Consider the following 24,885-nt stretch of genomic DNA (forward strand, 5'->3'; position numbering starts at 1 on the left):
AGTGAAAGGATGTTGAAAATGTTTTTAGCCTATAATGAAGTGAAACACTCTAAAGGAAAGTTCTTTTTAATTGTATTTATAATGTTACTCATTGCTTGGTTAGTTTTTATTTTATCAGGATTAGCCAATGGTTTAAGTGAAGGAAATCGCCGTGCGATTGATCAGTGGGAAATTGATGGGATTGTTTTAGCGGAGGATTCGAATAAGAGCTTAACCGCATCAGTGTTGCCGACATCAGTAGTGGATGAGGTAGATGCCAAAACAAAAGAACCTATTGGTTATGCTTTTTTTGCTGCTGAAAAAGCTGGAAGCAAACAAGAAGAACGTGACAATGTAGCTGTCTTTGGTTTAGAAGAAAAAAGTTCTTTTTTACCAAAATTGACGAAAGGTGACCATCCAAAAGCAGATGGTGAAGTCATCATGTCAGAGGAAATGGCAAACTTAGGCTATAAAGTTGGCGATAAGATTATTTTAGGTAGTAATGAAGAGGAACAAACGATTGTAGGAACTTTTGGTTCAAGTACTTATAATATTGCACCTGTTTTATACACGACCATTCCAAATTGGTCGGCATTAAAATATGGAAAAGATGCGACAGAGAAAATGGAGGATCAGCAAGTCAGTGGGGTTTTATATCGAAAACCTGCCAAAAAAGTCATTGATAAAGATAAGTATGAAAGCTTACCAACAGAAACATTTATTAGCAACATTCCCGGATATACCGAGCAAAATTTAACATTAGACGGGATGATTTACTTTTTACTAGTGATTGCCGCATTTGTAATTGGTGTCTTTATTTACGTGATGACATTACAAAAGCTGAACATGTTTGGTATTTTGAAAGTTCAAGGAGTTCCAAATGGCTTCTTAGCTCGGTCTGTTCTTTTACAAACTTTTTTACTTGCGGTGCTAGGAGTTGCATTAGGCTCACTCATTACTTATATAACGACGTTGTTCTTGCCAGAAAGTATGCCGTTTGCAGCGGATATTAAAGAAATGGCAATTTACGCGGTAGGCTTGATTATTGTAGCTGTGATTGGAGGAGCTTTTTCGATACGTACAGTAGCAAAAGCAAATCCTTTAGATGCGATTGGAGGATAAAAAATGACAGAAGTATTAGCTTTAAAAAACGTTAGTAAAGAGTTTGGGCAAGGTCATACGAAGGTAAAGGCCTTAGATGATATAAATATTACGGTTAATCGAGGCGAATTGGTAGGGGTGATTGGACCGTCAGGCTCAGGTAAAAGCACCTTTTTAACGGTTATGGCGGGTTTACAAGACCCTACTGAAGGGACTGTTTTAGTTGACGGAAAAGACATTTCTAAGTTGAGCAAAAAGGAACGTGTGGCAATGCGCTTTGACAAAATTGGTTTTATTTTACAAAGTTCCAATTTAGTCCCCTTCTTAACGGTTGCTCAACAATTTCAATTAATTGAAAAAGTCGATGCTCAAAAAAAAGATGAGGAGTACAAGCAAACGTTGTTATCAAAATTAGATATTGAAGATTTGAAAAATCAATATCCTAATGACTTATCTGGAGGAGAACGTCAACGAGTTGCGATTGCGACGGCGCTCTACCACCAACCAGATATTATCTTGGCAGACGAACCCACTGCTAGTTTGGATACAGACCGTGCGTATGAAGTGGTCGAACTACTAGCTCGTCAAGCGGAAAAACAAGAAAAAGGAATCTTGATGGTGACACATGATGAAAGGTTATTATCTTACTGTCATCGTGTTTTCCTTATCGAAGATGGTGCGTTAACAGAGGAAACAGATAAAAGAAAAACGCGTTAAAACCTGACGTAAATATGATATACTAACAGATAAGATAGTGTTTAAAGAAGGTGTGAAAATGAATTTAACGCCAAGGCAGGTTGCAGCGAAGAAAACCAAACAGTGTATTATCAAGACAGCGACGGATTTATTTATGACAAACGGTTATAAGCAAACGTCTACGCGAGAGATTGCAAATCGTTGCGGGATTACGCAACCTAATTTGTATCATCATTTTGCTAATAAACAGGTCATTTATTTAGCAGTCATTGAAAGTTTAACTGATCAAGTGAAAATAGGGATGCACGATATTTTGCAGCAACAAACGTCTGTTAAAAGTCGTTTAGTAGAGATGGTCGTCTTTTTAATTGAGGAACATCCTACTAATTTGTTTGGCATGTTGGATGATATGTCAAAAGAGGTAGATGAACAGTATCACTATCAACTTTATCAGTTGTTTCAAACAACGTATCAAGAGCCATTTCGTAAGCTGTTAAGTGAATCAGATTGGGAACAACCGGCAGATATCACATTGAATGAAGCAGTCACGTTTATTTTGTATAATGTGAGTGCTTTGATGAGTATCGACCGACGTTATCATACAGAATCGACACGGGAACAAGTGGAAAAAATGGTAAATATGATGTTATTTGGCATTGTGAAGAAAAAATAAAAGACGTGCACGTTTTAGCGTGTACGTCTTTTTTGAAACTTAGCGCCCGGCTAAGGTCTGAATCGTCAGCCGGGGGAGCCTTGAGGTTTTTTAGAGCTGTTATAAAACATCGTTCCTAGACTGATAGCAAAACCAATGCCGACCGCCCAGCTTTCCATAGCAGCACCAAAAATAATTCCCAAAGCAATGCCGGCGCCTATATTTAGCCATTTTCTCATGAATAAGCACCTTCCTCTATATTGATAGTATTAGATTATCATAAGGATTTTATTTATGCATTGAACATGCTTACATTGGATTTACGGATGAAAACACCTTGAAAGCCTATCGTTGTCAAACGTCTAGATTATCGGTATAATAGAAACAATAAATTCAGAACGAAAGCACCGGTTTGTCGTGCTTTTTTCTATCATGGAGGAGTGATAACATGCCTAAAGAAGAAGTGCTATCAGCAGAAGACGTGATTCGTTTAGTATCAGGATATATGGGAGAAGAGCATGTTGCCTTCGTGAGACGGGCATGTGCCTTTGCCGAAAAAGCACATGAAGGACAAGTACGCAAATCTGGTGAGATTTATTTTATGCATCCGATTCAAGTTGCAGGGATTTTAGCAGAATTGAGAATGGATCCTTATACCGTAGCAACAGGCTTTTTACATGATGTCGTAGAAGACACGACTGTAACAAAGGAAGATATTGCAGCTGAATTTGGTGAAACGGTTGCGATGTTAGTAGATGGTGTTACGAAGCTTGGGAAAATCAAATATAAATCACATGAAGAACAATTAGCGGAAAATCATCGTAAAATGCTTTTAGCTATGGCACAAGACTTACGTGTGATTATGGTGAAATTAGCAGACCGCTTGCATAATATGCGTACGCTCAAGCATTTGCGAGCAGATAAACAAAGGCGAATAGCTAAAGAAACATTGGAAATCTATGCGCCTTTAGCACATCGTTTGGGGATTAGTCGGATAAAATGGGAGCTAGAAGATACTGCTTTACGTTATTTAAATCCACAACAGTATTATCGCATTGTCCATTTGATGAACTCAAAGCGAGATGAACGAGAAGCCTATATTGATCGCACAGTGGAAGATATTCGTGTGGCGACGGAGGAGTTAGATATTTATGCTCAGATATATGGCCGTCCTAAACATATTTACTCTATTTATCGTAAAATGAAAGATCAGAAAAAAGAGTTTGAAGAGATTTATGATTTATTAGCCATTCGTGTTTTGGTTGATACCATTAAAGATTGTTACGCGGTATTGGGTGCGATTCATACTAAGTGGAAACCGATGCCCGGCCGTTTTAAAGACTACATCGCAATGCCTAAGACGAATATGTATCAGTCGCTTCATACGACTGTTATTGGCCCTAATGGCAATCCTGTGGAAGTTCAAATTAGAACGCATGAAATGCACGAGGTAGCTGAGTTCGGGGTGGCGGCACATTGGGCGTATAAAGAAGGGAAAACCGATGGCGTTGCAGAAACAGAAGAGTCTCGTCAGTTAAGCTGGTTTCATGACATTATTGAGTTGCAAGATGAAAGTCACGATGCATCCGACTTTATGGAAAGTGTGAAAGGCGATATTTTTAGTGACAAAGTCTATGTGTTTACGCCTAAAGGAGATGTGACCGAGTTACCGAAAGGTTCAGGCCCGTTAGATTTTGCTTATAACATTCATACAGAAATTGGGAATAAGACAACCGGGGCTAAAATTAATGGCAAAATGGTGCCGTTAGATTATAAATTGAAGAATGGCGATATCATTGAAGTGCTGACATCGGCTAATTCATTCGGTCCAAGTCGAGATTGGCTCCAACTTGTCGCAACGTCGCGTGCTCGAAATAAAATCAGACGTTTCTTCAAAGATCAAGACCGCGAGCTAAACATCGCAAAAGGTAAAGAGAGTCTGGAAAAACAACTTATTGCGATGGATTTTTCACCAAAAGAAATGATGAGTAAGGCGCGGATGACAGAGTTTTTATCAAAACAAAACTATCATAATGAAGAAGATCTCTATGCAGTCATTGGAAATGGCGAGATTACAGCGCAAACGATAGCGAATCGTTTAACAGAATCCGAGCGACGAGAGCGCGAAAAAATACGCAAACAGCAAGAAGCAGATGAATTGTTACAACAACCGATGAAGAAGGATTCAGAAAAGATTAAAGTACGCCATGAGGGTGGCATCGTCATCCAAGGAGTGGAGAACTTATTAATTCGCATTAGTCGATGTTGTAATCCTGTGCCGGGCGATGATATTGTCGGCTATATTACTAAAGGACGTGGCGTTTCGATTCATCGTCAAGACTGTCCAAATATTGTAAACAATGATGAAGCGTCTCAACGGTTAATCGAGGTAGAGTGGGAAGACACAGCTGCAAGTAGCGATCAAGAGTACAATGCCGATTTAGAAATCTATGGCTATAATCGTAGCGGTTTACTTAATGACGTCTTACTCGTTGTGAATGGGATGACAAAAAATCTTATCAGTGTGGAAGCACGTCCCGGTCGTAATAAAACGGCAACCATTCATTTAACGTTATCGATTCAAAATCTATCGCACTTGAAACGAATTGTCGATAAAATTAAAACAATACCAGATGTTTATAGTGTTCGTCGAACAAATGGCTAGAAAGGGGTTAGTGGATTTTGCGAATTGTATTACAACGGGTAACGTCAGCGAAAGTAACCGTTGATGAGGACGTAGTAGGGAAAATTAACCAAGGATTTCTACTCCTTGTAGGTGTTAAAAAAGGCGATACAAAAGCAGAAGCTGATTATTTGGCAAAAAAAGTAGCTAATATGCGTCTTTTTGAAGATGAAGCAGGTAAAATGAATTTAGCATTAGCAGCTGTTGAAGGAGAGATTCTTTCTATATCGCAGTTTACATTACTAGCGAATACAAAGAAAGGAAATCGTCCAAGCTTTGTGGAAGCGGAAGACCCAACAGATGCGAATCGTCTATATGAATACTTTAATAAACAACTTAGAGCATATGGCTTGAAAGTTGAAACGGGCCTTTTTGGTGCCGATATGGCAGTTGAAAGTGTTAATGATGGTCCTGTGACGATTATATTAGATACAGATAATAAATAAAAAGAAGCCTTTATCAAGAAGCTCAGATGTTTGAGCTTCTTGATAATTAAAGGCTTCTTTTTTATTTGAAGTACTCGAGTAAAGCATTTTGAACGGCTTTCGCAACAAGTTCTTGGTATTTTTTGGTTTTAAATTGAGCTAAGTCATTATCGTTATTCATATAACCTAATTCTAACAATAGTGCAGGTTGATTATTTTCACGTAATACTTGATAATCGCCAAATTCAACACCGCGACTGATGAGCGGTAAGTTTTTAGCTAGTTCATTTTCAACGGCATTCGCTAATGGTAGATTTTTTTCATCATAGTAGTAAGTTGTCGTTCCGCTTGCTTCGTTACTATCTTCGGTAGAATCGTAGTGGAAACTAATAAAGACGTCAGCATTTGCGCGATTGCTTTTTTCAGCGATTTCAGACAGTCCTAATAGTTCATCACCTTGATGAGTTAAGATGACATTGGCACCTAAGTCAAGTAGGGCCTTTTGTACGTATTTGGCTGTTGCAAGTGTGACATTTTTTTCGAAGATTTTTCCATCATTACTTTGTGCTCCAACGTCAGTACCCCCATGACCAGGGTCTAAAACAATAGTGGTTTCGGCAATGGAAGAGTTGACTGAATCTTGTTTTTTGCTAGGTTTAGCTGTCGCTACTACCCAGTTAGCAACATATCCTGTTTGATTATTTTTCGTTTCCACTTGGTACCAATCATCTTCAATTGCCAACACTTTTAATGATTCGCCGCGGTCAACAGTGCCAATAATGTCACTTTCTATGGAAGGAGATTGTCGCAGTTTTGTTTCATTTTGTCGAGCATATAATTGTTTGATTTTTTCAGTTGCTGGTTCTTTATTAGAATTCGTCGCTAGCGTGATTAAATCAGAAAAAACCCAACCTTTTTTATCACCAACGGTTACTTGTGACCAGCCATTTTGTTCCATTGTAATCGTTACTTCGGTCTTTTTCTTTAATTGAGCAATTTCTTTACTTTCTTGATCAGGAAATTCTCGTAATTTAGTTTTGTTAGTGTTAATAAATGCTGGAATATTTGTAGCAGGTGTCGCATCTTCTTTCTCAACGAGCCAACTCGCTACCCAACCAGATTTTCCTTTTTCTGTTTTAACATGTAGCCATTCACTGTCTTCTTCAAGAACTCTTAGTTTTTGTCCTTTTTTTACTTGTGCCGCAATATCGTACTCAACACCCGGACCTGTTCTGACGTTCATAGCGGTAGCCACGACGGTTACAGATTTACTCAGGCTAAGGGTGGCATATATTATACCGATTATTATAATTAAAGCGAGATGGAGTCCCCACCATTTTTTGATTGTTTGCTTTTTTGTCATTTCGCTTTCACCCATATTACTATCTTTTAATTTTTATGATTTTGTCTATTATACCAAAAAAGGAGTAGAATATATAGCTTATAATGATAATCATTCTTATTTTACTCTAAATCCAGATGAGAAAGTCTTGACAAATTGCTTTATGTCTAGTAGTTTAGAATATAATATTAAAAATCGATGATAGAAAGAGTAACCCTGCGAAAAGGACTCAGAAACAGGTACCTTGGCTGAAAGTGCCTGACTTTAGCAGAAGTGAAAGACATTCTGGAGATGAGTAGTGAAAAGCTATTCCGCTTACGAGGCGTTAGTCGGTTGAGTGGAAAGAAAATAGAATTTCTTTCAATTATAGGTGGTACCACGTATCGAATTATACGTCCTTGTGTAAAAACAAGGACTTTTTTTGTGCTTTTAAAGATGAAGGAGGAACTTTTATTATGGCATATCAACGTCCAAGAGGAACAGCAGATATCTTACCAAGTGAGGTAGGACAGTGGCAATATTTAGAAGAAACTGCTCGTTTATTATTTTCGGATTATCAATTTAAAGAAATTCGCACGCCACTTTTTGAACATTATGAAGTGATTGCACGGAGTGTTGGAGATACAACGGATATCGTTTCAAAAGAGATGTATGATTTCTATGACAAGGGAGATCGTCATGTTACGTTAAGACCAGAAGGGACGGCACCAATTGTTCGTGCTTTCGTTGAAAATAAACTGTATGGTCCAGAGCATGCCAAACCGTATAAAGTTTTTTATATTGGTCCAATGTTTCGCTATGAGCGTCCAAAGTCAGGGCGCTTACGTCAGTTTCATCAAATCGGCGTTGAAGCGTTGGGTAGTGATAACCCCGCAACGGATGTAGAGATCATGATGATGGCAATGGATTACTATCGCCAGATTGGTTTAACATCTATTCGCTTAGTGATTAATTCACTAGGAGATCGTGAAAGTCGTCAAAATTATCGCACAGGATTGTTAGATTATTTGCGACCGCACTATGATGCGTTAAGTGAAGACTCAAAAAATCGTTTTGAACACAACCCTCTTCGTATTTTGGATAGTAAAGATGAAGGGGATAAGAAAATTGTTGAAAATGCTCCGTCCATTTTAGACTATCTAACGGATGAAGCACGTGAGTATTTTGAAACGGTGAAAGAAATGCTGGATTATTTAGGTGTTTCTTATGAAATCGACCACCGTATGGTTCGTGGTTTAGATTATTATAATCACACTATTTTTGAGATTATGAGCGATGCCAAAGTATTTGGTGAAACGACGACGATAGGCGCTGGTGGACGTTATAATGGCTTGGTTGAAGAACTTGGCGGTCCAGACGTTTCAGGTTTTGGCTTTGGTTTAGGAGTAGAACGAACATTGTTAGCTGTTGCATCAGAAGGACACGAATTGCCTGAGCCAAAAGGAGTAAATGTCTACGTTGTAGGGATTGGTTCAGAAACGAATCTCGAAGCATTGAAATTAGTACAAACGATTCGCGAGTTTGGCTTTTCAGCTGACCGAGATGTAATGGGACGTAGTCCTAAAGCTCAGTTTAAAGCAGCTAATCGTTCTAACGCCGAAATCGTATTAACAATAGGTGAAACAGAGTTAGCTCAAAAAGAAGTAAAACTAAAAGTAATGGCAACACGGGAAGAGATAACAGTTCCCTTAGCAGAGATTTATCAAGATTTTAGTCATGTTTACCGTCAAGCGGTAGGGATGAACGGAGGAGAGAAGTAAATGAAAAGAACGATGTATTGTGGTCAAGTGACAAGCGAAAATATCGGCGAAACAGTCGTATTAAAAGGATGGGTTCAAAAACGCCGTGATTTAGGTGGCTTGATTTTTATTGATTTACGTGACCGTGAAGGGGTCGTACAAGTGGTATTTAATCCTGAAACATCTCAAGAAGCGTGGAAGATTGCCGACCAATGTCGTTCTGAGTATATTATCACGATTAAAGGGCACGTTGTTGAACGAGAAGCATCATCTGTTAATAAAAAAATGAAAACAGGTCAGATTGAAGTAGTGGGAGAAGAAGTTACGATTTTAAGTAAAGCGAAGACTCCTCCTTTTACAATTGAAGAATCAGGACAGGTTAATACGGATACGCGTTTGAAATATCGCTATTTAGATTTGCGTCGTCAAAAAATGTTCCAAAACTTAAAAATGCGTCATCACGTGACACGTAGCATCCGTCACTATTTAGATGAAGAAGGCTTTTTAGATATTGAAACACCTTATTTAGATAAGTCAACCCCAGAAGGCGCTCGTGATTATTTAGTACCATCGCGCGTACATGAAGGGCATTTCTATGCTTTACCGCAGTCTCCTCAGCTAAGAAAACAGTTACTAATGTCAGCAGGGGTGGACCGTTATTACCAAGTGGCACGTTGTTTCCGTGATGAAGATTTGCGAGGAGACCGTCAGCCAGAATTTACTCAAATTGATATTGAAACAAGTTTCTTAACAGCTGAAGAAATTCAAGAGCATACGGAAGCATTGTTAGCCTATGTGATGAAAGAAGTGAAAGGACTAGAAATTCCACGTCCATTCCCACGCCTTGCCTATGACGATGCTATGGCACGTTATGGTAGTGATAAGCCGGATACGCGGTTTGGTATGGAGTTAATAGACTTGGCAGAAGTCGTCGCGGATATTGATTTTAAAGTCTTTAAAATGGCATTAGAGTCGGGTGGGCAAGTTAAGGCTATTGTGGCACCACAAGCGGCAGACAAATATTCTCGTAAAGATTTAGATAATATGGGCAAAGAACTTTCTCAATACGGAGCCAAAGGATTAGCTTGGGTAAAAGTAACAGAAGAAGGTCTTAACGGTCCTATCGCCAAATTCTTAACAGCGATTGAAGCTAACTTACTAGAAGCAACTGCTGCAAAAGAAGGAGATTTAATCTTATTCGTAGCTGACAGTGCGAAAGTCGTAGCCGCTTCTCTGGGTGCTTTACGCTTGAAGCTAGGAAAAGAGTTAGACTTAATCGATCAAGAGGCTTATAACTTCCTATGGGTTGTTGATTGGCCGTTGTTAGAATATGATGAAGATGAGGCACGTTATGTAGCGGCACATCATCCTTTTACAATGCCAAAAGAGTCAGATATTCCATTATTAGAGACGAAGCCTGAAGAAGTTTATGCGCAAGCATATGACGTAGTGCTTAATGGATATGAGCTTGGTGGTGGGTCATTACGTATTTATCAACGCGACTTACAAGAAAAATTATTAGAAGTCGTTGGCTTTACGAAAGAATCGGCTCAAGCACAATTTGGTTTCTTACTCGATGCGCTAGAGTATGGATTCCCGCCACATGGTGGTATTGCGTTAGGTTTAGACCGCTTAGTCATGTTATTAGCAGGCGAGGATAATATTCGTGAAGTTATTGCCTTTCCGAAAAACGGTCGTGCTATGGATCCGCTTAACAGTTCACCAAGTGAAGTCTCAACAGCACAATTACAAGAATTATCACTTTCAGTTGAAAAAGAAGAGGAATCTCCAGAGACAAACTAAAAAAATGTTTAATAAAGGACTAACAAGTAGAGTTAGTCCTTTATTTGTTAGCTGTTTCGTCTTATAATGAAGACGAGTATGAAACTAAAATATGAGGGGCGAAAACCAATAAATCAATGAAAACACGTCTAGTGAAAGTGTCGGAAAATGAGTATGCAACCAAACTGAGTGCAGCAGTCATCTATGCCATGATGGCGTCTGTCGCGTTAAATGTTTTTTGGCGACCGGGAAATATCTATGCAAGTGGGATTACAGGATTAGTGCAAGTTGTCACCACGTTGATTGAAAGAGGAATTGGGGTGACCCCCACATTCTCTGTTCTCTATTATGCGTTTAATATTCCTTTGCTTGTTTTAGCTTGGTTTAAAATCAGTCGAAAATTCACGTTATTTACCCTATTAACTGTCACCTTAACTTCTATTGCAATAGCGATTGTGCCAGTCACAGCACTCACAACTGACCCGATGATTTGTGCGTTATTTGGTGGTGCGGTCAATGGATTTGGGATTGGTTTTGCGTTAAAAAACGGTATTTCCTCAGGTGGATTAGATATTATTAGCTTGACGATTCGGAAAATGACGGGCAAAACAGTAGGCTCGGTTGCGATTGTTTTTAATGGTAGTATTGCGTTAGCAGCAGGTTTTCTATTTGGATGGCCTTTCGCGTTTTACAGTGTTTTGTCATTTTTCATTAGTGGGAAAGTAATGGACTCTGTTTATACGAAACAACAGAAAATGCAAGTGACCATCATTACGGAAGATCCTGATAGTGTGATTGAATCTGTTCAAGAAAAATTGCGTCGTGGGATTACGATTATTCATGATGCCGAAGGGGCGTACAGTCGTCGCAATCAAACCGTCCTTTTTACAGTGATTACACGGTATGAAATGCATATTTTTGAAGAGGCTATGCGTGAGGCTGACCCACATGCGTTTGTGAGTTTGTCGGAAAACGTCCATATTTTAGGTAATTTTTACGATCCAGGAATGTAATTAGTATATTTTCATAAGATAGAATAGAACTGTGTTATACTAGTTAAAAGTATAAAATAAGGGAGCGATTATGTATGGCAATTGATTGGAAACAAGAAGTAGCAAAACGTGAAGACGATTTAATGAAAGACTTAATGGATTTATTACGCGTCCCGAGTGTTCGAGAAGATGATAAAGCCACTGAAGATGCCCCTTTTGGTCCAGGACCTAAAGCCGCATTGCTTAAGTTTTTAGAGATTGGTGAGCGTGATGGTTTTGTTACAAAAAATGTAGAAAACGTCGCAGGACATTTAGAATTTGGAGAAGGCGATGAAACACTAGGTATTTTTGGACACGTTGATGTGGTTCCAGTAGGTACTGGTTGGGATACAGATCCCTTTGAACCAGTGATTAAAGACGGTCGCTTATATGCGCGCGGTTCAAGTGATGATAAAGGGCCAAGTGTTGCCGCTTATTATGCATTAAAAATGATTAAAGAATTAGAACTACCTACTTCAAAACGCGTTCGTTTTATTATTGGAACAGATGAAGAAAGTAGTTGGAAATGTATGGAGCGTTATCTTGAAGTGGAAGAAACGCCTGATTTTGGGTTTGCACCGGATGCAGAATTTCCAATTATTAACGGAGAAAAAGGAAATGCTACAATTGTTTTATCTTTAGATGCGACTAATGGTGATAGCTATCAATTAAAACAATTCCAAGCAGGTTTAAGAGCGAACATGGTACCAGAGTCTGGAAATGCCGTCGTTGTTTTACCAGAAGATGCGGATGTAGATGCACTACAAAAAGCGTATGATGCATACTTAGAGCAAGAAAAAGTAACAGGAACAGTCGAAGTCAATGGTCGGGAAGTAACATTTTTCCTAAAAGGTAAATCAGCACATGGTGCGAGTCCAGCTTCTGGTGTGAATGGTGCGACTTACTTAGCTGCTTTCTTATCATCTTATGACTTTAAAGAGGGAGCAAAACGCTACCTAGATATGATTGCAAACTTCATTCATCAAGATACTGAAGGTAAAAAACTGGGTATGGCTATTGTAGATGATGTGATGGGTGCTTTAACGATGAACGCTGGTCTGTTCTCTTTTGAAGAAGGGAAAGAAGCAAGTGTCACACTTAATATGCGTTATCCAAAAGGTACGACAGAAGAAAAACTTGTCGCTAATATTGAAAAAAGCTTAGCAGATAGTGCGGTTCAGGTTAATTTACAACCTGGTGGTAAAGGACCACACTATGTACCAGAAGATGATGAACTTGTGAAGACGTTATTAGAAGTTTACGAAGAACATACAGGTCTAGAAGGTAAAGGACAAGTTATTGGTGGTGGAACGTTTGGACGTTTATTAGAACGTGGTGTGGCTTATGGCGCTATGTTCCCAGACAGTATCGATACAATGCACCAAGCGAATGAATTTATGGCAGTAAAAGATATTATCAATGCTACAGCTATTTATGCTGATGCGATTTATCGTTTGATTAAATAAGAAACACTACGTCTAAAAGAGATGGGAAACCATCTCTTTTTTTGACGAAAAATAAGCATTGCATTTTAAAAAGTTATAAGGTAACGTTATAAAGGATATAGAAAGGAGTGAAGAAAATGTGGTTTATACCTGCATTGGTTACCGTTTTAGCATGGGGAACAGCTGATTTGTTTTATAAGAAAGGTAATGATCCTTCAGAATCATTTAGCGCCTTTCGAACGGTTATCATGGTCGGTGTCGTGATGGGAGCACACGCTATTTTATATATGATGTTTTATAAACAAGTATCGTTTGAATGGTTTAACCTTATTAAGTATTTACCAGTTTCAACCATGTATATTTTATCGATGGCGATTGGCTATGTTGGCTTACGTTATATTGAACTATCGATTTCATCTCCCATTAGTAATTCATCCGGAGCAGTATCGGCGTTGCTATCATTTTTATTATTAGGAAGCTCGATGAGATGGGTACAATTTGTAGCGGTAGGCATGATTTCAATTGGTATTTTCTTACTGTCATATTTTGAAAAGAAAGAAGCAGACCGTGAATTAGCGGCTTCTGGCGAAAAAGTAGATAAAAAATATCAGACGAGTACTTTGGCGATTATTTATCCGATATTATATTGTTTAATTGATGGTTTAGGAACATTTTTAGACGGCTATTATTTAGAAACGAAAAAAATTATGTCTGAAGATCAAGCGTTAATCAGTTATGAAATGACCTTTTTCATAGTAGGAATGATCGCCCTTGTTTATTTACTTTTAGTAAAAGGACAACGTTTTTCTTTTTCTGGTGAAAAAAATCGTTTCTTTGCAGCCAGCTTTGAAACGCTCGGTCAATTTTTCTATGTGGGAGCGATTGCGAGTAACGCAATAGTGGTGGCGCCAATGATTTCATCTTATAGCATTGTGTCGGTTATTTTGTCGCGCATCTTTTTAAAAGAAAAATTAACGACTAAGCAGTATGCGGTTATTGCGATGATTATGGTGGCCATTGCGATACTTGGTTTTTATGATGGATAGGAGTGCTTAGGCACTCTTTTTTTGTCTCTTCAGATTCTTTTCTTGCTTTTTGTTATAATAGATATAGGTGATGAAAATGGAAAAGAAAAAACAAGCGTATCAATGGTTAGATGAAGCAAACGCTCCTGTTTTTTTAACAGGAGCAGGGGTATCTGTTCCTTCTGGGATACCTGATTATCGTTCAATGGATGGTGTTTATGCTGGCTATGAACGACCAGAATATTTGTTAAGTCACACGTGCTTGCAACAAGAACCGGATAAGTTTTACGAGTTTGTAAAGCAATTATATCATCCGGAAGCAAAGCCTAATGTCATACATCGTGCTTTAAAAAAGTGGAGTGACGAAAAAGAAACGGCCACGATTATTACGCAAAACATTGATCAGTTACATCAAAAAGCAGGTAGTCAAAATGTATTGAATTTTCATGGAAATTTATATCAGATTTATTGTCAAAAGTGTCGAGAATCGGTGACGGCTGCTGCTTACTTAAAGAGTGATTGTCACGAAGGGTGCGGAGGTCATTTGCGACCGAATGTTGTGTTATACGAGGAAGGACTGCATGAGCCAACGATTCAACAAGCTTTTTCAGCCATGATTCAAACGGATTTAGTAATGATTATTGGGACTAGCTTTCAAGTTTATCCGTTTAGAAGCTTGATAGATTATGTTCCTGCTCAGACACGGATTGTCGTGATAAATCGAGAACCGATACAGCTAGCACAGGAGCATCTTTATATCGCAGGAGATGCGAGTGATTTTTTTAAAATGACAGAGTTATAAGGAAGTGACACACTATGTTAAGAGAGCAACGAGAACGAATTGACCAGTTAGACCAACAAATTGTCGCGCTATTAGAAGAGCGTTTTGCTGTTTCACTTGAAGTGGGGGCGATTAAAGCGCAACATCAACTACCTGTGTTGGACGCAGAGCGTGAGCAAAAAATTATTCATCGTTTACGTGACAAAGTAACGAACCCTATTTTTGAAGAAGCCATTATACAGGTCTATCAAACATTAATGGATGCGTCTAAGATGTTGCAAACGCAACATCATGAAATAAAAGAGTGAAAGAAGGCGAGTAAATGAGTCAAATGATACCAAATGATTGGTTAGTTTTAGCGGAACATACCCATCTAGAAACCCCACGCTTATACTTACGTCCTGTTTCTTTAAATGATGCTTCCGCCATGTATCATTATGCATCTGACCCAGAAGTAACGGCCTTTGTTTTTGAACCCCATGATTCACTAGCCAATACCCGTCGTGATATTGCTCAGTTTTTTTTGAAAGAGCCTCTTGGAAAATATGGGATTGAGAAAAAAGATACGCGACAATTTATTGGAACTATTGATATTCGAATAGACCGTGTGAATCGTAAGGCAGAACTAGGTTATGCGCTAGCTAAAGAAGAATGGGGTCAGGGAATTGTGCCAGAAGCGGCGACACGACTCTTAGCCTTGGCTTTTGAAGAGCTTGCCTTAGAAATGGTCTTTGCTTTTCATGATGTACGCAATCCACAGTCAGGGCGTGTGATGGAAAAGATTGGAATGGTAAAACAAGGAACGATTGAAAATCACCGTCTGTTTCGAGGACGCCCAGTTACTGACCACTATTACGTGATGACGAAAACACGCTATCAAAAATTCATAATAGAGAAGGGTTAAAGTATGACACCATTAAGTTTTAATCAAACAAGTTTTACGACAATGACGATACCGGGTCTAGATGAGAGAATGGCGAGTATTCGTGAACATATTCAACCAGTCTTTCAGTGGTACGGCAATCAAGCGGTAGACGTATTAACTGAAGAGCTTCAAGAACCAATGTATCTACATATTGCGCAACATCGACGTCGGACGGCTAATGCCCCAGATTTTACTTGGTCGGCTATAAGTCACAGTAAAAAAGGGTATAAACGTTATCCGCATTTTACACTGGGAATTACCGCCACGCATATTGTGATATGGTTATCGTTGATAGATAATCCTGATGAAGAAGTTGAGATTGGCAAAACTCTGTTAAAAAATAGCGACTTATTTGATGATTATCTTGAAAAGTACCAGTTGAATTTAGACCATACGAAAAATGATTATGCGACACTAACGCGTGATAATTTAGAAAAAGGTCTTACACGATTTTGCCAAGTTAAAAAAGGCGAGTTTCAAATAGGTAGAGTATTAACAGCAGATGATGTAAGAACTCAGACATCAGAAGAAGTAGGACAGGTAATCATTGAAACCTATCAATCATTACTCCCTATTTATCATTTAGCATGTAAAGTCCAACAAGAAAAAGGAGTGACTAAATAGTGGATGTAAAGAAGTGGTGCGAAGCGCTAGAGTTAATCCCACATCCAGAAGGTGGCTTTTACCGTCAGACGGAAAAACATTCTCAGCAAATAGAGGCGAATGGCAGGTCTAGGGCCTTGTATACGAGTATCTATTTTTTGCTGACTGAGGAGTCGCCTTCGCATTTTCATCGTTTAAAATCGGATGAAATCTGGTATTTTCATCATGGAGAAAGCTTAACAGTCCACTGTTTACACCCAGATGGTAGTTATGAAGCTATTCATTTAGGGTTGGATATAGCGGCGGGTGAAAGACTGCACGCGGTTGTGCCAGCGGGTACGATTTTTGCGTCAAGTGTTCCGAAAGATGCAGCGCTAGTGAGTTGCTTAGTCGCACCGGGGTTTGATTTTGCTGATTTTGAATTATTCACTCAAGCCGAATTATTAGCGGATTATCCAGCGTACGAAGAGATTATTTTAAACTATGCGTATGAAGAAATACCAAGAAATTAAAAAACAGATAGCTTCCTAAAGGTAGCTATCTGTTTTTCACTTTTACTCTGACATAGGACTATGTAAATACGCTCTAACTAAGCGTTCGGTCGCTTCGATAGAAGTTATATGAGTCCGTTCGTAAGCGTGACTGGCATCAATTCCTGCACCGACAAGCGCGTGTCTGACATCTGCGCCAGCTCTCATTGCTGCTGAAGCATCGCTACCGTAAAAAGGATAGATGTCCAGTTGATACGGGATTGTTTCATTTTCGCAAAGTTGAACAAGATTTTGTCTTAGTCCTAAATGATACGGACCACTAGCATCTTTGACACAGATGGAAGCAGAGTATTCATCTGTTTGTTGGTCATCGCCCATAGCTCCCATGTCGACCGCTAAATATTCCACAACGTTTTCATCAATGTTTGAGTTGCCCCCGTAACCAATTTCTTCATTATTTGAAAAGAAAAAGTGTGTCGTATAAGGAAGGGATGTTTTCGTTTTTGCCAGTTCGACTAAAATTTGTAATAAAATGGCGACACTGACTTTATCATCTAAATGACGTGATTTAATGAACCCTGTTTCAGTTATCACTGTTCGAGGGTCAAAACTAATAAAATCTCCGACTTGAATACCAAGCGCTTTAGTTTCATCGGCATTCGTGACTTTTTCGTCTAGACGAATTTCCATATTCGCTTGATTACGCTCCGCCGTTCCGGCATCAGCATAGACATGGACGCTTGTTTGATGCATTAAAATTGTTCCTGTTATTTCTTTACCACTTTGTGTGTGGATAGTGCAATATTCCCCTTCAATCGCGTTATATTTAAAGCCACCAATTAAATCTAATTTAATGCGGCCGTCAGGTTTAATTTGACGCACCATAGCCCCTAGGGTATCGACGTGAGCGGTCACAAAGCGCGCTTGATTCGTGTCTTGACCTGGGACAGTGACAATGAGACTACCTTTTCGATTAAACGTTGGTTGATAGCCATGCGGGATGAGAAAATCATGTAGCCAAGTCATAATAGTTTGGGTGTTACCTGTTGGGGAAGGGATATTGGTCAGTTGGGAGACCAGTTGAATAGTTGAATCTGTCATGAATAAAACCTCCTATGGTTAAATATTATCTCTTTAACGATAACAGAAGATGCTAAGTTTTAAAAGCGTTCTAACAGCTGTAAGTGTTCTTTTTTCGGTTGTTAAGGGAAACGAAAAGGATTGCATTCAATGAAAATAAGCATTACAATGAAATGGACTATATGCAGAAGAAAGTTGGTTTAAAATATGAACAAACCGCAGAATTCGGTGGCCGAAACCAAGACTTTAAACTCTCAGGAGAAAATGGTGAGAGGGTCAATTTGGATGACTATCGGTAGTTTCGTTTCTCGTTTGCTAGGCGCTGCTTATATTATTCCATGGTATATTTGGATGGGAGAGCATGCGAAAGTCGCAAACAATTTATTTACTAAAGGGTACAATATTTATGCGCTATTTTTAATGATTTCAACGGCAGGGATTCCGGCAGCGATTGCAAAACAAATCTCACATTACAACTCTTTAAATGAATATCAAATTAGTAAGCGGCTGTTTAAACGCGCGCTAACGATGATGGCGATTTTTGGGGTCGTCTGTGCCAGTGTGATGTATTTCGGAGCGCCTATTTTGGCGGGAGGAAATGAAAAATTAATTCCTACCATGCGTTCACTCAGTATTGCGATTTTAATCTTTCCAGTTATGAGTACATTGAGAGGCTTTTTCCAAGGGAATCATGACATGATGCCGTCTGCTTTATCTCAAATTGTCGAACAAATTGCGCGTGTCATTTATATGTTGGTCGCGACGTATACGATTATGCAAGTGATGAAAGGCGACTATGTTAAAGCAGTGACACATAGTACATTTGCCGCTTTTATCGGTGCTTTGGCTGCGCTTGGGTTATTAAGTTGGTTTTATTTTAGATATAACAAGACGTTCAAAAGGTTGGAAGCTCAAAGTGCTAATCAAGTAGAGGTGCCACAAAATGAACTGATGTTGAATATTATTAAAGAAGCGATTCCGTTTATTATCATAGGCTCGGCTATTACTTTCTTTAAAATATTTGACCAGTACACGTTTGAACCAATTTTAAAATCGTTAACGAACTTTTCAGATGTGCAAGTAGGCGAGTTATTCACGTTGTTCAGTGCCAACCCGGACAAGCTGACCATGATTACCATTTCGTTGGCGACGTCGATTGCTGTCACAAGTCTACCTTTGGTAACAGAGGCCTTTACGGTGAAAGACCGTGTGGGATTAGCAAAGCTGGTAAGTGATAATATTCAATTATTTTTCTTTGTGATGTTGCCTTCAACGTTTGGGATGATTGTGTTAGCTTATCCGTTAAACACCATGTTTTATGAAGCAGATGCACTGGGAACGTCGCTTTTAGTTGAAGCTGCTTTAGTAGGGATAGTCCTTGGTTTTTATATTATTACCTCAACGACGCTTCAAGGATTATACGGTAATCAAATTGCTATTCGTATATTAGGTGTCGGATTTTTAATTAAAGTATTATTACAGTATCCAGCTATCTGGTTATTTGAATCGTACGGACCGTTATTAGCGACAGGGATTGCCTTTTTAATCGCAGCATTGTTAAATGTGAGAGAAATCTATCATTTAACTCAATTTGATAGAGGGTTAACAGCACGTCGAACGTTATTAATCTTTATTATAACGTTAGTCATGACGTTGGTTGCTTGGTTGACGCGACAAGGTTTATACTTGTTGCTATCACCGACACGTAAATTCCAAGCGTTTTTAATTATTCTTTTAGTTGCGGTTATAGGAATAGCTCTTTATGGCTACATCACGTTAAAGATTCGTTTAGCAGATAAATTATTAGGCCCTAAAGTGGCAAAATTAAGAACACGATTTCATATTAATTAAAAGATTGAAGAAAGTTACTCTTAGTGGGGTAGCTTTTTTTCATAGAAAGTGAGCGTTATATGCGATTAGATAAATTATTAAGTGAAGTAGGATATGGTAGCCGAAAAGAAGTAAAACAACTATTGAAAAAAAGCCATATTACAGTGGATGGGGTACGTCAGCGAGATGGAAAATACCAAGTAAATCCTGACGAACAAGTAATATGTGTTGAAGGTGAGCAACTATTTTATGAAGCAGATGTCTATCTTTTGCTACATAAACCAATGGGGGTTATTTCGGCGACAGAAGATCCACGGCATCGTACGGTCCTTGATTTGTTACCTGTTGATTATCAAAAAAGAGGGATTTTTCCAGTAGGACGTTTAGATAAAGACACGACGGGTTTATTGTTATTAACGAATAATGGTGATTTAGCTCACGCATTACTGTCTCCGAAAAAGAAAGTGCCGAAAACGTATTGGGCAAAAATAGCAGGAGTGGTAACAGAAGCCGATGTCACTTTATTTAAACAAGGGATGACTATTTCTGGTAACGAGCCGGTCGCGCCAGCACACTTAGTTATTGAGGAAGTGAATGAACAGGAGCAAACGTCGGAAATTCGTTTAACGATTACTGAAGGGAAGTTTCATCAAGTAAAGCGGATGTTTGAAGCAGTTGATAAAAAAGTACTGCTCCTTCATCGGGAAACGATGGGACCTTTAAAATTAACCGAAGATTTGACGGTTGGGACGTTTCGCGCTTTAACAACTGCCGAAAAACAAGCATTAGCCATTATATAAATAGAAGTAGTCTCTTTTTTAAAGAGACTGCTTTTTTTTAAGCATAAAAGTTGAAGATATACCCCGTGCGGTATAATATAATTTTATCTTGAAAAAATAAAGGGAGGAACTTTATGTTTTTATTTAACCGTGGCCCATCGATTTCAGCAAAGGAATTGGAAGGGAAATTATCAGAAAGACCAACTATTGTCGATATTCGTCAGAAAGATGCGTTCCGTATGGGGCATATACCCGGTGCGCAACATATGACATTAGATAAATTACACCGTATGAAAGTGAAAGAAGGAGAACCCGTTTACGTCGTATGTTATTCAGGTATGAATAGTAAACAAGGTGTTCAAGTATTAGAGAGTCGTGGTATTAAGGCTTACAGCGTTAAAGGCGGCATGAATGGATGGACAGGACCTGTTAAAGGAGGAAATGTATAGATGAAAGTGATTATTGTAGGTGGCGTTGCTGGTGGGATGTCAGCAGCTACTCGTTTAAGACGTTTAAATGAACAAGCAGAAATTATTGTAGTGGAAAAAGGCCCGCATGTCTCTTTTGCAAACTGTGGCTTACCGTATCATGTTTCAGGAGAGATAGCTGACCGTGAGTCGCTGTTGCTCCATACTCCCGATAGTTTAAAAGCTCGTTTTAATCTTGATGTACGTGTGTCTAGCGAAGTGACGGAAATCAACCCTGATGATAAAAAAGTTGCAATTAAAAAAGGTGAGGAAACTTACTGGGAAACTTATGACTCACTTATTTTATCTCCAGGAGCACGTCCATTTATTCCTCCGATTGAAGGATTGGCAGAGGCGAAAAATGTCTTCAGTTTGAGAAATGTTCCTGATTTAGATAAAATCATGACGTACGTTAAAGAAACACAACCGAAAAAAGCCTTAGTGATTGGGGCTGGATTCATTGGTTTAGAGATGGTTGAAAACTTAGCCGAAACCGGTATGGAAGTGACGCTAGTCGAAAAAGCTCCTCATGTCTTACCGCCGTTAGATGAAGAAATGGCAGCATTTGTCCAAAAAGAACTAGTGGAAAATGATATTCGCGTGATTTTAGGACAATCAGCAGTTGGTTTTGAAAACGAAGGTAAAACTGTTCGTCTAGAAGATGGTAGTTTATTAGAAACAGATTTAGTGATTATGTCTGTCGGAGTTTTGCCAGAAAATGGTTTAGCTGAATCAGCTGGAATTGAATTAGGAATGCGTGGCGGTATTTTAGTAGACGAGCATTATCAAACAAACGTTTCTGATATTTACGCTGTTGGGGATGCGATTATTGTCAAACAACAAATCACAGGAGAAGATGCGATGATTTCACTGGCCTCTCCTGCTAACCGTCAAGGTCGTCAAGTGGCAGATATTATTTCAGGTGTAAAACGTAAAAATAAAGGCAGCATTGGAACAGCGATTGTTCGTGTCTTTAATATGAGTGCGGCTTCGACTGGCTTAAGTGAACGTCAGGCTAAAATGGCTGGTTTAAACTATGCAGTTGCTCATACACGTGGAGCTGACCATGCTAGTTACTATCCAGGTTCTACGCCAGTGACTTTAAAATTAGTCTTTAATCCAGAAACCGGTCAAATTTACGGTGCACAAGGTGTCGGAATTAAAGGGGTAGATAAGCGTATTGATGTATTAGCTACAGCGATTAAAGGCGGTTTAACTGTGGAAGATTTACCAGAGTTAGAATTGACCTATGCGCCACCATTTGGCGTTGCTAAAGACCCTGTCAATATGATTGGCTATGTGGCATTAAACGTCATCGAAGGATTGACGACGTTAGTGCAATGGCATGAAGTAGAAGAAAAATTAGCACAAGGGGCTAAAATACTCGACGTACGTGTGCCAGATGAATTTACAGCGGGAGAATTTAAAGAAGCGGTTCACATTCCATTACCGCAATTACGTGAGCGTTTATCAGAATTAGATAAAGGCACACATTATATGATTGCTTGTGCGAGTGGTCAGCGTAGCTACATGGCTGAACGTGTATTAGTGCAGGAAGGTTATGATGTTAGCAATATGTCTGGTTCGTTTGCTATTTACAGTGTAGTAAAACCTGATATGATTAAATAAAGCAGGTGATAAAAATGCAATGCGATCAACGAATTATGAATCGTATGCGACGAGCTGAAGGACAAATGCGTGGTATTCAAAAAATGATGCTTGAAGAAAAAGAGTGTTACGATATCATGATGCAACTTTCAGCCGTTCGGTCGGGTATCGATAATATTATGGGAATTATGGCAGCAGAAAATATCAAAGACTGCTATGAAAATCCTTTAGAAGATGAACAGGCACAAGCCGAGCGACTTGCGCAAGCCGTCCAAATGATTCAAAAATTATAAGGGAAAATCAAACTTAAGAGAAAACTTAAGTTTGATTTTTTTCTTTCTCTGATTAGTTTACAAGGCGGAATGAATCTTATAGACTTAAGAAATAGGGAAGGGGAGTAAAAGAGATATGGAACGAAAACGAGGATTTGAAGTTATCCGTGATTATCAAGGAAAAGTAAACTTACCGAAACGAGCAACAAAAGGGGCAGCAGGTTATGATTTTGAGGCGGCAGAAGAAGTCATTATACCAAGTGTTTGGAAAGGCCAACTTGTTGAAATAGCTAAGTTAATTTGGCAAAGAAAAGGTGAAGGGAAAGAAGCTGAATGGCAAGCTATGTTAAAGCCCGTTCTGGTTCCAACCGGTATTAAAGCCTATATGCAAGAAGATGAATATTTACAATTAGCTAACCGCTCTAGTAATCCTTTGAAAAACTTTATAGTATTACCGAACGGCGTGGGAATTATTGATGCAGATTATTATAACAATGAAAAAAATGAAGGACATATTATGTTCCAATTTTTAAATTTTGGCTTAACAGATAAAGTGATAAAAAAAGGCGACCGAATCGGCCAAGGTATCTTTTTACCTTTTTTAAAAGCAGATGCTGACCAAGCAGATGGAAAACGAACGGGTGGTTTTGGTTCTTCTGGTCAGCGCTAAGACTTCATCAAAGTTTCATGAAATGATTATGGGTTGTCTACACAAAAGTCACGTGTCTTATGTTAAAATATAGGAATAAACGTGCATAGAAATGAGGAGAAATCGTGGCAAAAAAGCAACGTACACAATTTGAATGTCAAGCATGCGGTTACATTTCTCCTAAATATTTAGGTAGATGCCCTAACTGCGGTGCTTGGAATGAAATGATGGAAGTGAAGATACAAGAAGAACCTGACCGTCATAGTCGCGTCAGCCTAGCTGGCAAGCGAACAACGGCTAAGCGATTAACAGAAGTCGCGATGGAAAAAGAACCCCGTGTAAAAACACAAATGGACGAGCTTAATCGTGTGTTGGGTGGTGGCGTTGTTCCCGGGTCACTTGTTTTAATTGGTGGAGACCCAGGAATTGGGAAATCTACGTTGTTACTACAAGTTTCGCAACAGCTTAATCAAGCTGATGGCGTAGTTTTATACGTGTCTGGTGAGGAAAGTGCCGAGCAGATAAAAATGCGTGCGGAGCGTTTAGGGATTAAAGGCAATGATTTTTATATTTATCCAGAAACAGATATGTCTCAAATACGTCAAACTATCGAAGACTTACAACCAGACTATGTCATCATTGATTCCATCCAGACGATGATGCAACCGGAGATAGCCAGTGCATCAGGTAGTGTGAGTCAAGTCCGAGAAACGACTGCTGAGTTAATGCAAATCGCTAAAACTAATCATATTGCTATTTTTATCGTAGGCCATGTGACAAAGGAAGGCGCCTTAGCAGGTCCTAGAATGTTAGAACATATGGTAGATACGGTGTTGTATTTTGAAGGGGATCGTCATCATACCTTTCGAATTTTGCGAGCGGTAAAAAACCGTTTTGGATCGACAAATGAGATTGGGATATTTGAGATGGTGGAGTCGGGATTACAGGAAGTCTTAAATCCTTCTGAAGTCTTCTTAGAAGAGCGATTAGATGGTGCGACTGGCTCGGCGATTGTGGTGTCGATGGAAGGCAGTCGTCCGATTTTAGCAGAAGTTCAAGCTCTTGTATCTCCTACTTTATTTGGAAACGCAAAGCGGACAGCGACTGGGTTAGATTATAACCGGGTGTCACTGATTATGGCAGTGTTAGAAAAACGAGCCGGTCTTTTGTTGCAAAATCAAGATGCGTATTTAAAAGCTGCTGGTGGTGTTAAGCTAGATGAACCGGCGATTGACTTAGCCATTGCGATGAGTATCGCTTCGAGCTACAAAGATACGGGAACTAGTGCTACCGAGTGTTTTATTGGCGAAATTGGTTTGACCGGTGAAGTACGACGGGTGAATCGGATTGATCAACGCATTAGAGAAGCTCAAAAGTTAGGCTTTAAAAAAGTGTACGTACCAAAAAACAATTTACATGGATATACACCGCCAGCTGATATTGAAGTGGTTGGAATTGCCACCTTATCAGAAGCGCTAAGAAAAGTTTTTCCTTAATTTG

At 39.1% G+C, this 24,885-nt stretch carries 25 protein-coding genes and 1 other annotated feature; of the genes, 22 read left to right on the plus strand and 3 right to left on the minus strand.

Features of this window, described 5'->3' with window-relative positions:
• The first annotated feature begins 18 nt into the window (after window positions 1-18).
• The 3 genes from M2919_RS07305 to M2919_RS07315 are packed head-to-tail and all read left to right on the plus strand — an operon-like array spanning window position 19 to window position 2,449.
• On the plus strand, window positions 19-1,101 hold the full coding sequence (locus tag M2919_RS07305) for an FtsX-like permease family protein (RefSeq protein ID WP_248848510.1): 1,083 nt from the start codon (window positions 19-21) through the stop codon (window positions 1,099-1,101).
• Window positions 1,102-1,104: 3 nt separating this feature from the next.
• Entirely contained in the window at window positions 1,105-1,797 is a 693-nt protein-coding gene (locus tag M2919_RS07310) for an ABC transporter ATP-binding protein (RefSeq protein ID WP_126762314.1), read from the plus strand.
• A 58-nt stretch (window positions 1,798-1,855) separates the two neighbouring features.
• A complete protein-coding gene (locus M2919_RS07315; protein WP_126762316.1) occupies window positions 1,856-2,449 on the plus strand; it encodes a TetR/AcrR family transcriptional regulator in 594 nt (197 codons plus the stop codon).
• Between the two features lie 65 nt (window positions 2,450-2,514).
• Here the strand turns inward: M2919_RS07315 and M2919_RS07320 are convergent, their stop codons facing one another.
• Complete coding sequence (locus tag M2919_RS07320) at window positions 2,515-2,667, minus strand: hypothetical protein (protein WP_248848511.1); 153 nt, start codon at window positions 2,665-2,667, stop codon at window positions 2,515-2,517.
• Between the two features lie 209 nt (window positions 2,668-2,876).
• Here M2919_RS07320 and M2919_RS07325 point away from each other — a divergent pair, with 209 nt between their 5' ends.
• Together M2919_RS07325 and dtd are read left to right on the plus strand one after the other, a co-directional pair.
• Window positions 2,877-5,093 (plus strand): RelA/SpoT family protein, encoded by a 2,217-nt coding sequence (locus M2919_RS07325; protein WP_248848512.1) that lies wholly within the window; start codon window positions 2,877-2,879, stop codon window positions 5,091-5,093.
• A 17-nt stretch (window positions 5,094-5,110) separates the two neighbouring features.
• Window positions 5,111-5,557 carry a D-aminoacyl-tRNA deacylase gene (gene dtd, locus M2919_RS07330; protein WP_248848513.1) on the plus strand — a complete coding sequence of 149 codons (447 nt, stop codon included), beginning with the start codon at window positions 5,111-5,113 and terminating at the stop codon, window positions 5,555-5,557.
• A gap of 61 nt (window positions 5,558-5,618) precedes the next feature.
• On the opposite strand, the gene M2919_RS07335 is transcribed toward dtd, so the two are convergent.
• Complete coding sequence (locus M2919_RS07335; protein WP_038101011.1) at window positions 5,619-6,899, minus strand: N-acetylmuramoyl-L-alanine amidase family protein; 1,281 nt, start codon at window positions 6,897-6,899, stop codon at window positions 5,619-5,621.
• A 168-nt stretch (window positions 6,900-7,067) separates the two neighbouring features.
• Window positions 7,068-7,281, plus strand: a binding site (T-box leader).
• Between the two features lie 52 nt (window positions 7,282-7,333).
• On the opposite strand from M2919_RS07335, the gene hisS reads away from it, so the two are divergent.
• From hisS to M2919_RS07385, 10 genes are all read left to right on the plus strand, one after another.
• Entirely contained in the window at window positions 7,334-8,638 is a 1,305-nt protein-coding gene (hisS, locus tag M2919_RS07340; protein ID WP_126762324.1) for a histidine--tRNA ligase, read from the plus strand.
• The gene (aspS, locus tag M2919_RS07345) at window positions 8,639-10,420 is read left to right on the plus strand and encodes an aspartate--tRNA ligase (protein WP_248848514.1); all 1,782 of its coding nucleotides are present in this window, start codon (window positions 8,639-8,641) and stop codon (window positions 10,418-10,420) included.
• A 116-nt stretch (window positions 10,421-10,536) separates the two neighbouring features.
• Window positions 10,537-11,412, plus strand: coding sequence for a YitT family protein (locus M2919_RS07350; RefSeq protein WP_023607049.1), 876 nt, complete (start codon window positions 10,537-10,539; stop codon window positions 11,410-11,412).
• 74 nt (window positions 11,413-11,486) lie between these two features.
• Complete coding sequence (gene pepV, locus M2919_RS07355) at window positions 11,487-12,896, plus strand: dipeptidase PepV (protein WP_168413300.1); 1,410 nt, start codon at window positions 11,487-11,489, stop codon at window positions 12,894-12,896.
• Between the two features lie 116 nt (window positions 12,897-13,012).
• A complete protein-coding gene (locus M2919_RS07360) occupies window positions 13,013-13,921 on the plus strand; it encodes an EamA family transporter (protein ID WP_126762330.1) in 909 nt (302 codons plus the stop codon).
• A gap of 70 nt (window positions 13,922-13,991) precedes the next feature.
• Entirely contained in the window at window positions 13,992-14,702 is a 711-nt protein-coding gene (locus M2919_RS07365) for an NAD-dependent protein deacylase (RefSeq protein WP_420857186.1), read from the plus strand.
• Between the two features lie 14 nt (window positions 14,703-14,716).
• Window positions 14,717-14,989 (plus strand): chorismate mutase, encoded by a 273-nt coding sequence (locus M2919_RS07370; protein WP_248848516.1) that lies wholly within the window; start codon window positions 14,717-14,719, stop codon window positions 14,987-14,989.
• 23 nt (window positions 14,990-15,012) lie between these two features.
• Window positions 15,013-15,585, plus strand: a complete 573-nt coding sequence (locus M2919_RS07375; protein WP_248849491.1) for a GNAT family N-acetyltransferase — start codon at window positions 15,013-15,015, stop codon at window positions 15,583-15,585.
• Between the two features lie 3 nt (window positions 15,586-15,588).
• Entirely contained in the window at window positions 15,589-16,230 is a 642-nt protein-coding gene (locus M2919_RS07380) for a DUF1054 family protein (RefSeq protein WP_248848517.1), read from the plus strand.
• Entirely contained in the window at window positions 16,230-16,721 is a 492-nt protein-coding gene (locus M2919_RS07385) for a cupin domain-containing protein (protein ID WP_248848518.1), read from the plus strand. Before M2919_RS07380 ends, M2919_RS07385 begins: the two co-directional genes overlap by 1 nt.
• Window positions 16,722-16,763: 42 nt before the next feature.
• Here M2919_RS07385 and M2919_RS07390 read toward each other — a convergent pair whose 3' ends face one another.
• Entirely contained in the window at window positions 16,764-17,801 is a 1,038-nt protein-coding gene (locus M2919_RS07390; RefSeq protein WP_248848519.1) for a M42 family metallopeptidase, read from the minus strand.
• Window positions 17,802-17,987: 186 nt separating this feature from the next.
• Between M2919_RS07390 and M2919_RS07395 the strand changes: the two genes are divergently transcribed.
• The 7 genes from M2919_RS07395 (at window position 17,988) to radA (ending at window position 24,881) form a co-directional block, all read left to right on the plus strand.
• Complete coding sequence (locus M2919_RS07395) at window positions 17,988-19,631, plus strand: putative polysaccharide biosynthesis protein (RefSeq protein ID WP_248848520.1); 1,644 nt, start codon at window positions 17,988-17,990, stop codon at window positions 19,629-19,631.
• Between the two features lie 59 nt (window positions 19,632-19,690).
• Entirely contained in the window at window positions 19,691-20,410 is a 720-nt protein-coding gene (locus tag M2919_RS07400) for a pseudouridine synthase (protein ID WP_248848521.1), read from the plus strand.
• A gap of 113 nt (window positions 20,411-20,523) precedes the next feature.
• On the plus strand, window positions 20,524-20,838 hold the full coding sequence (locus M2919_RS07405; protein WP_023607060.1) for a rhodanese-like domain-containing protein: 315 nt from the start codon (window positions 20,524-20,526) through the stop codon (window positions 20,836-20,838).
• Complete coding sequence (locus tag M2919_RS07410; RefSeq protein WP_248848522.1) at window positions 20,839-22,485, plus strand: FAD-dependent oxidoreductase; 1,647 nt, start codon at window positions 20,839-20,841, stop codon at window positions 22,483-22,485.
• 35 nt (window positions 22,486-22,520) lie between these two features.
• Entirely contained in the window at window positions 22,521-22,757 is a 237-nt protein-coding gene (locus tag M2919_RS07415) for a metal-sensing transcriptional repressor (protein ID WP_248848523.1), read from the plus strand.
• Window positions 22,758-22,872: 115 nt separating this feature from the next.
• Complete coding sequence (locus tag M2919_RS07420) at window positions 22,873-23,406, plus strand: dCTP deaminase/dUTPase family protein (protein WP_248848524.1); 534 nt, start codon at window positions 22,873-22,875, stop codon at window positions 23,404-23,406.
• Window positions 23,407-23,510: 104 nt separating this feature from the next.
• The gene (gene radA / locus M2919_RS07425) at window positions 23,511-24,881 is read left to right on the plus strand and encodes a DNA repair protein RadA (RefSeq protein ID WP_248848525.1); all 1,371 of its coding nucleotides are present in this window, start codon (window positions 23,511-23,513) and stop codon (window positions 24,879-24,881) included.
• Window positions 24,882-24,885: the final 4 nt, after the last annotated feature.

The sequence above is a fragment of the Vagococcus lutrae genome, assembly GCF_023299185.1.
GTDB classification, from domain to species: domain Bacteria; phylum Bacillota; class Bacilli; order Lactobacillales; family Vagococcaceae; genus Vagococcus_A; species Vagococcus_A lutrae.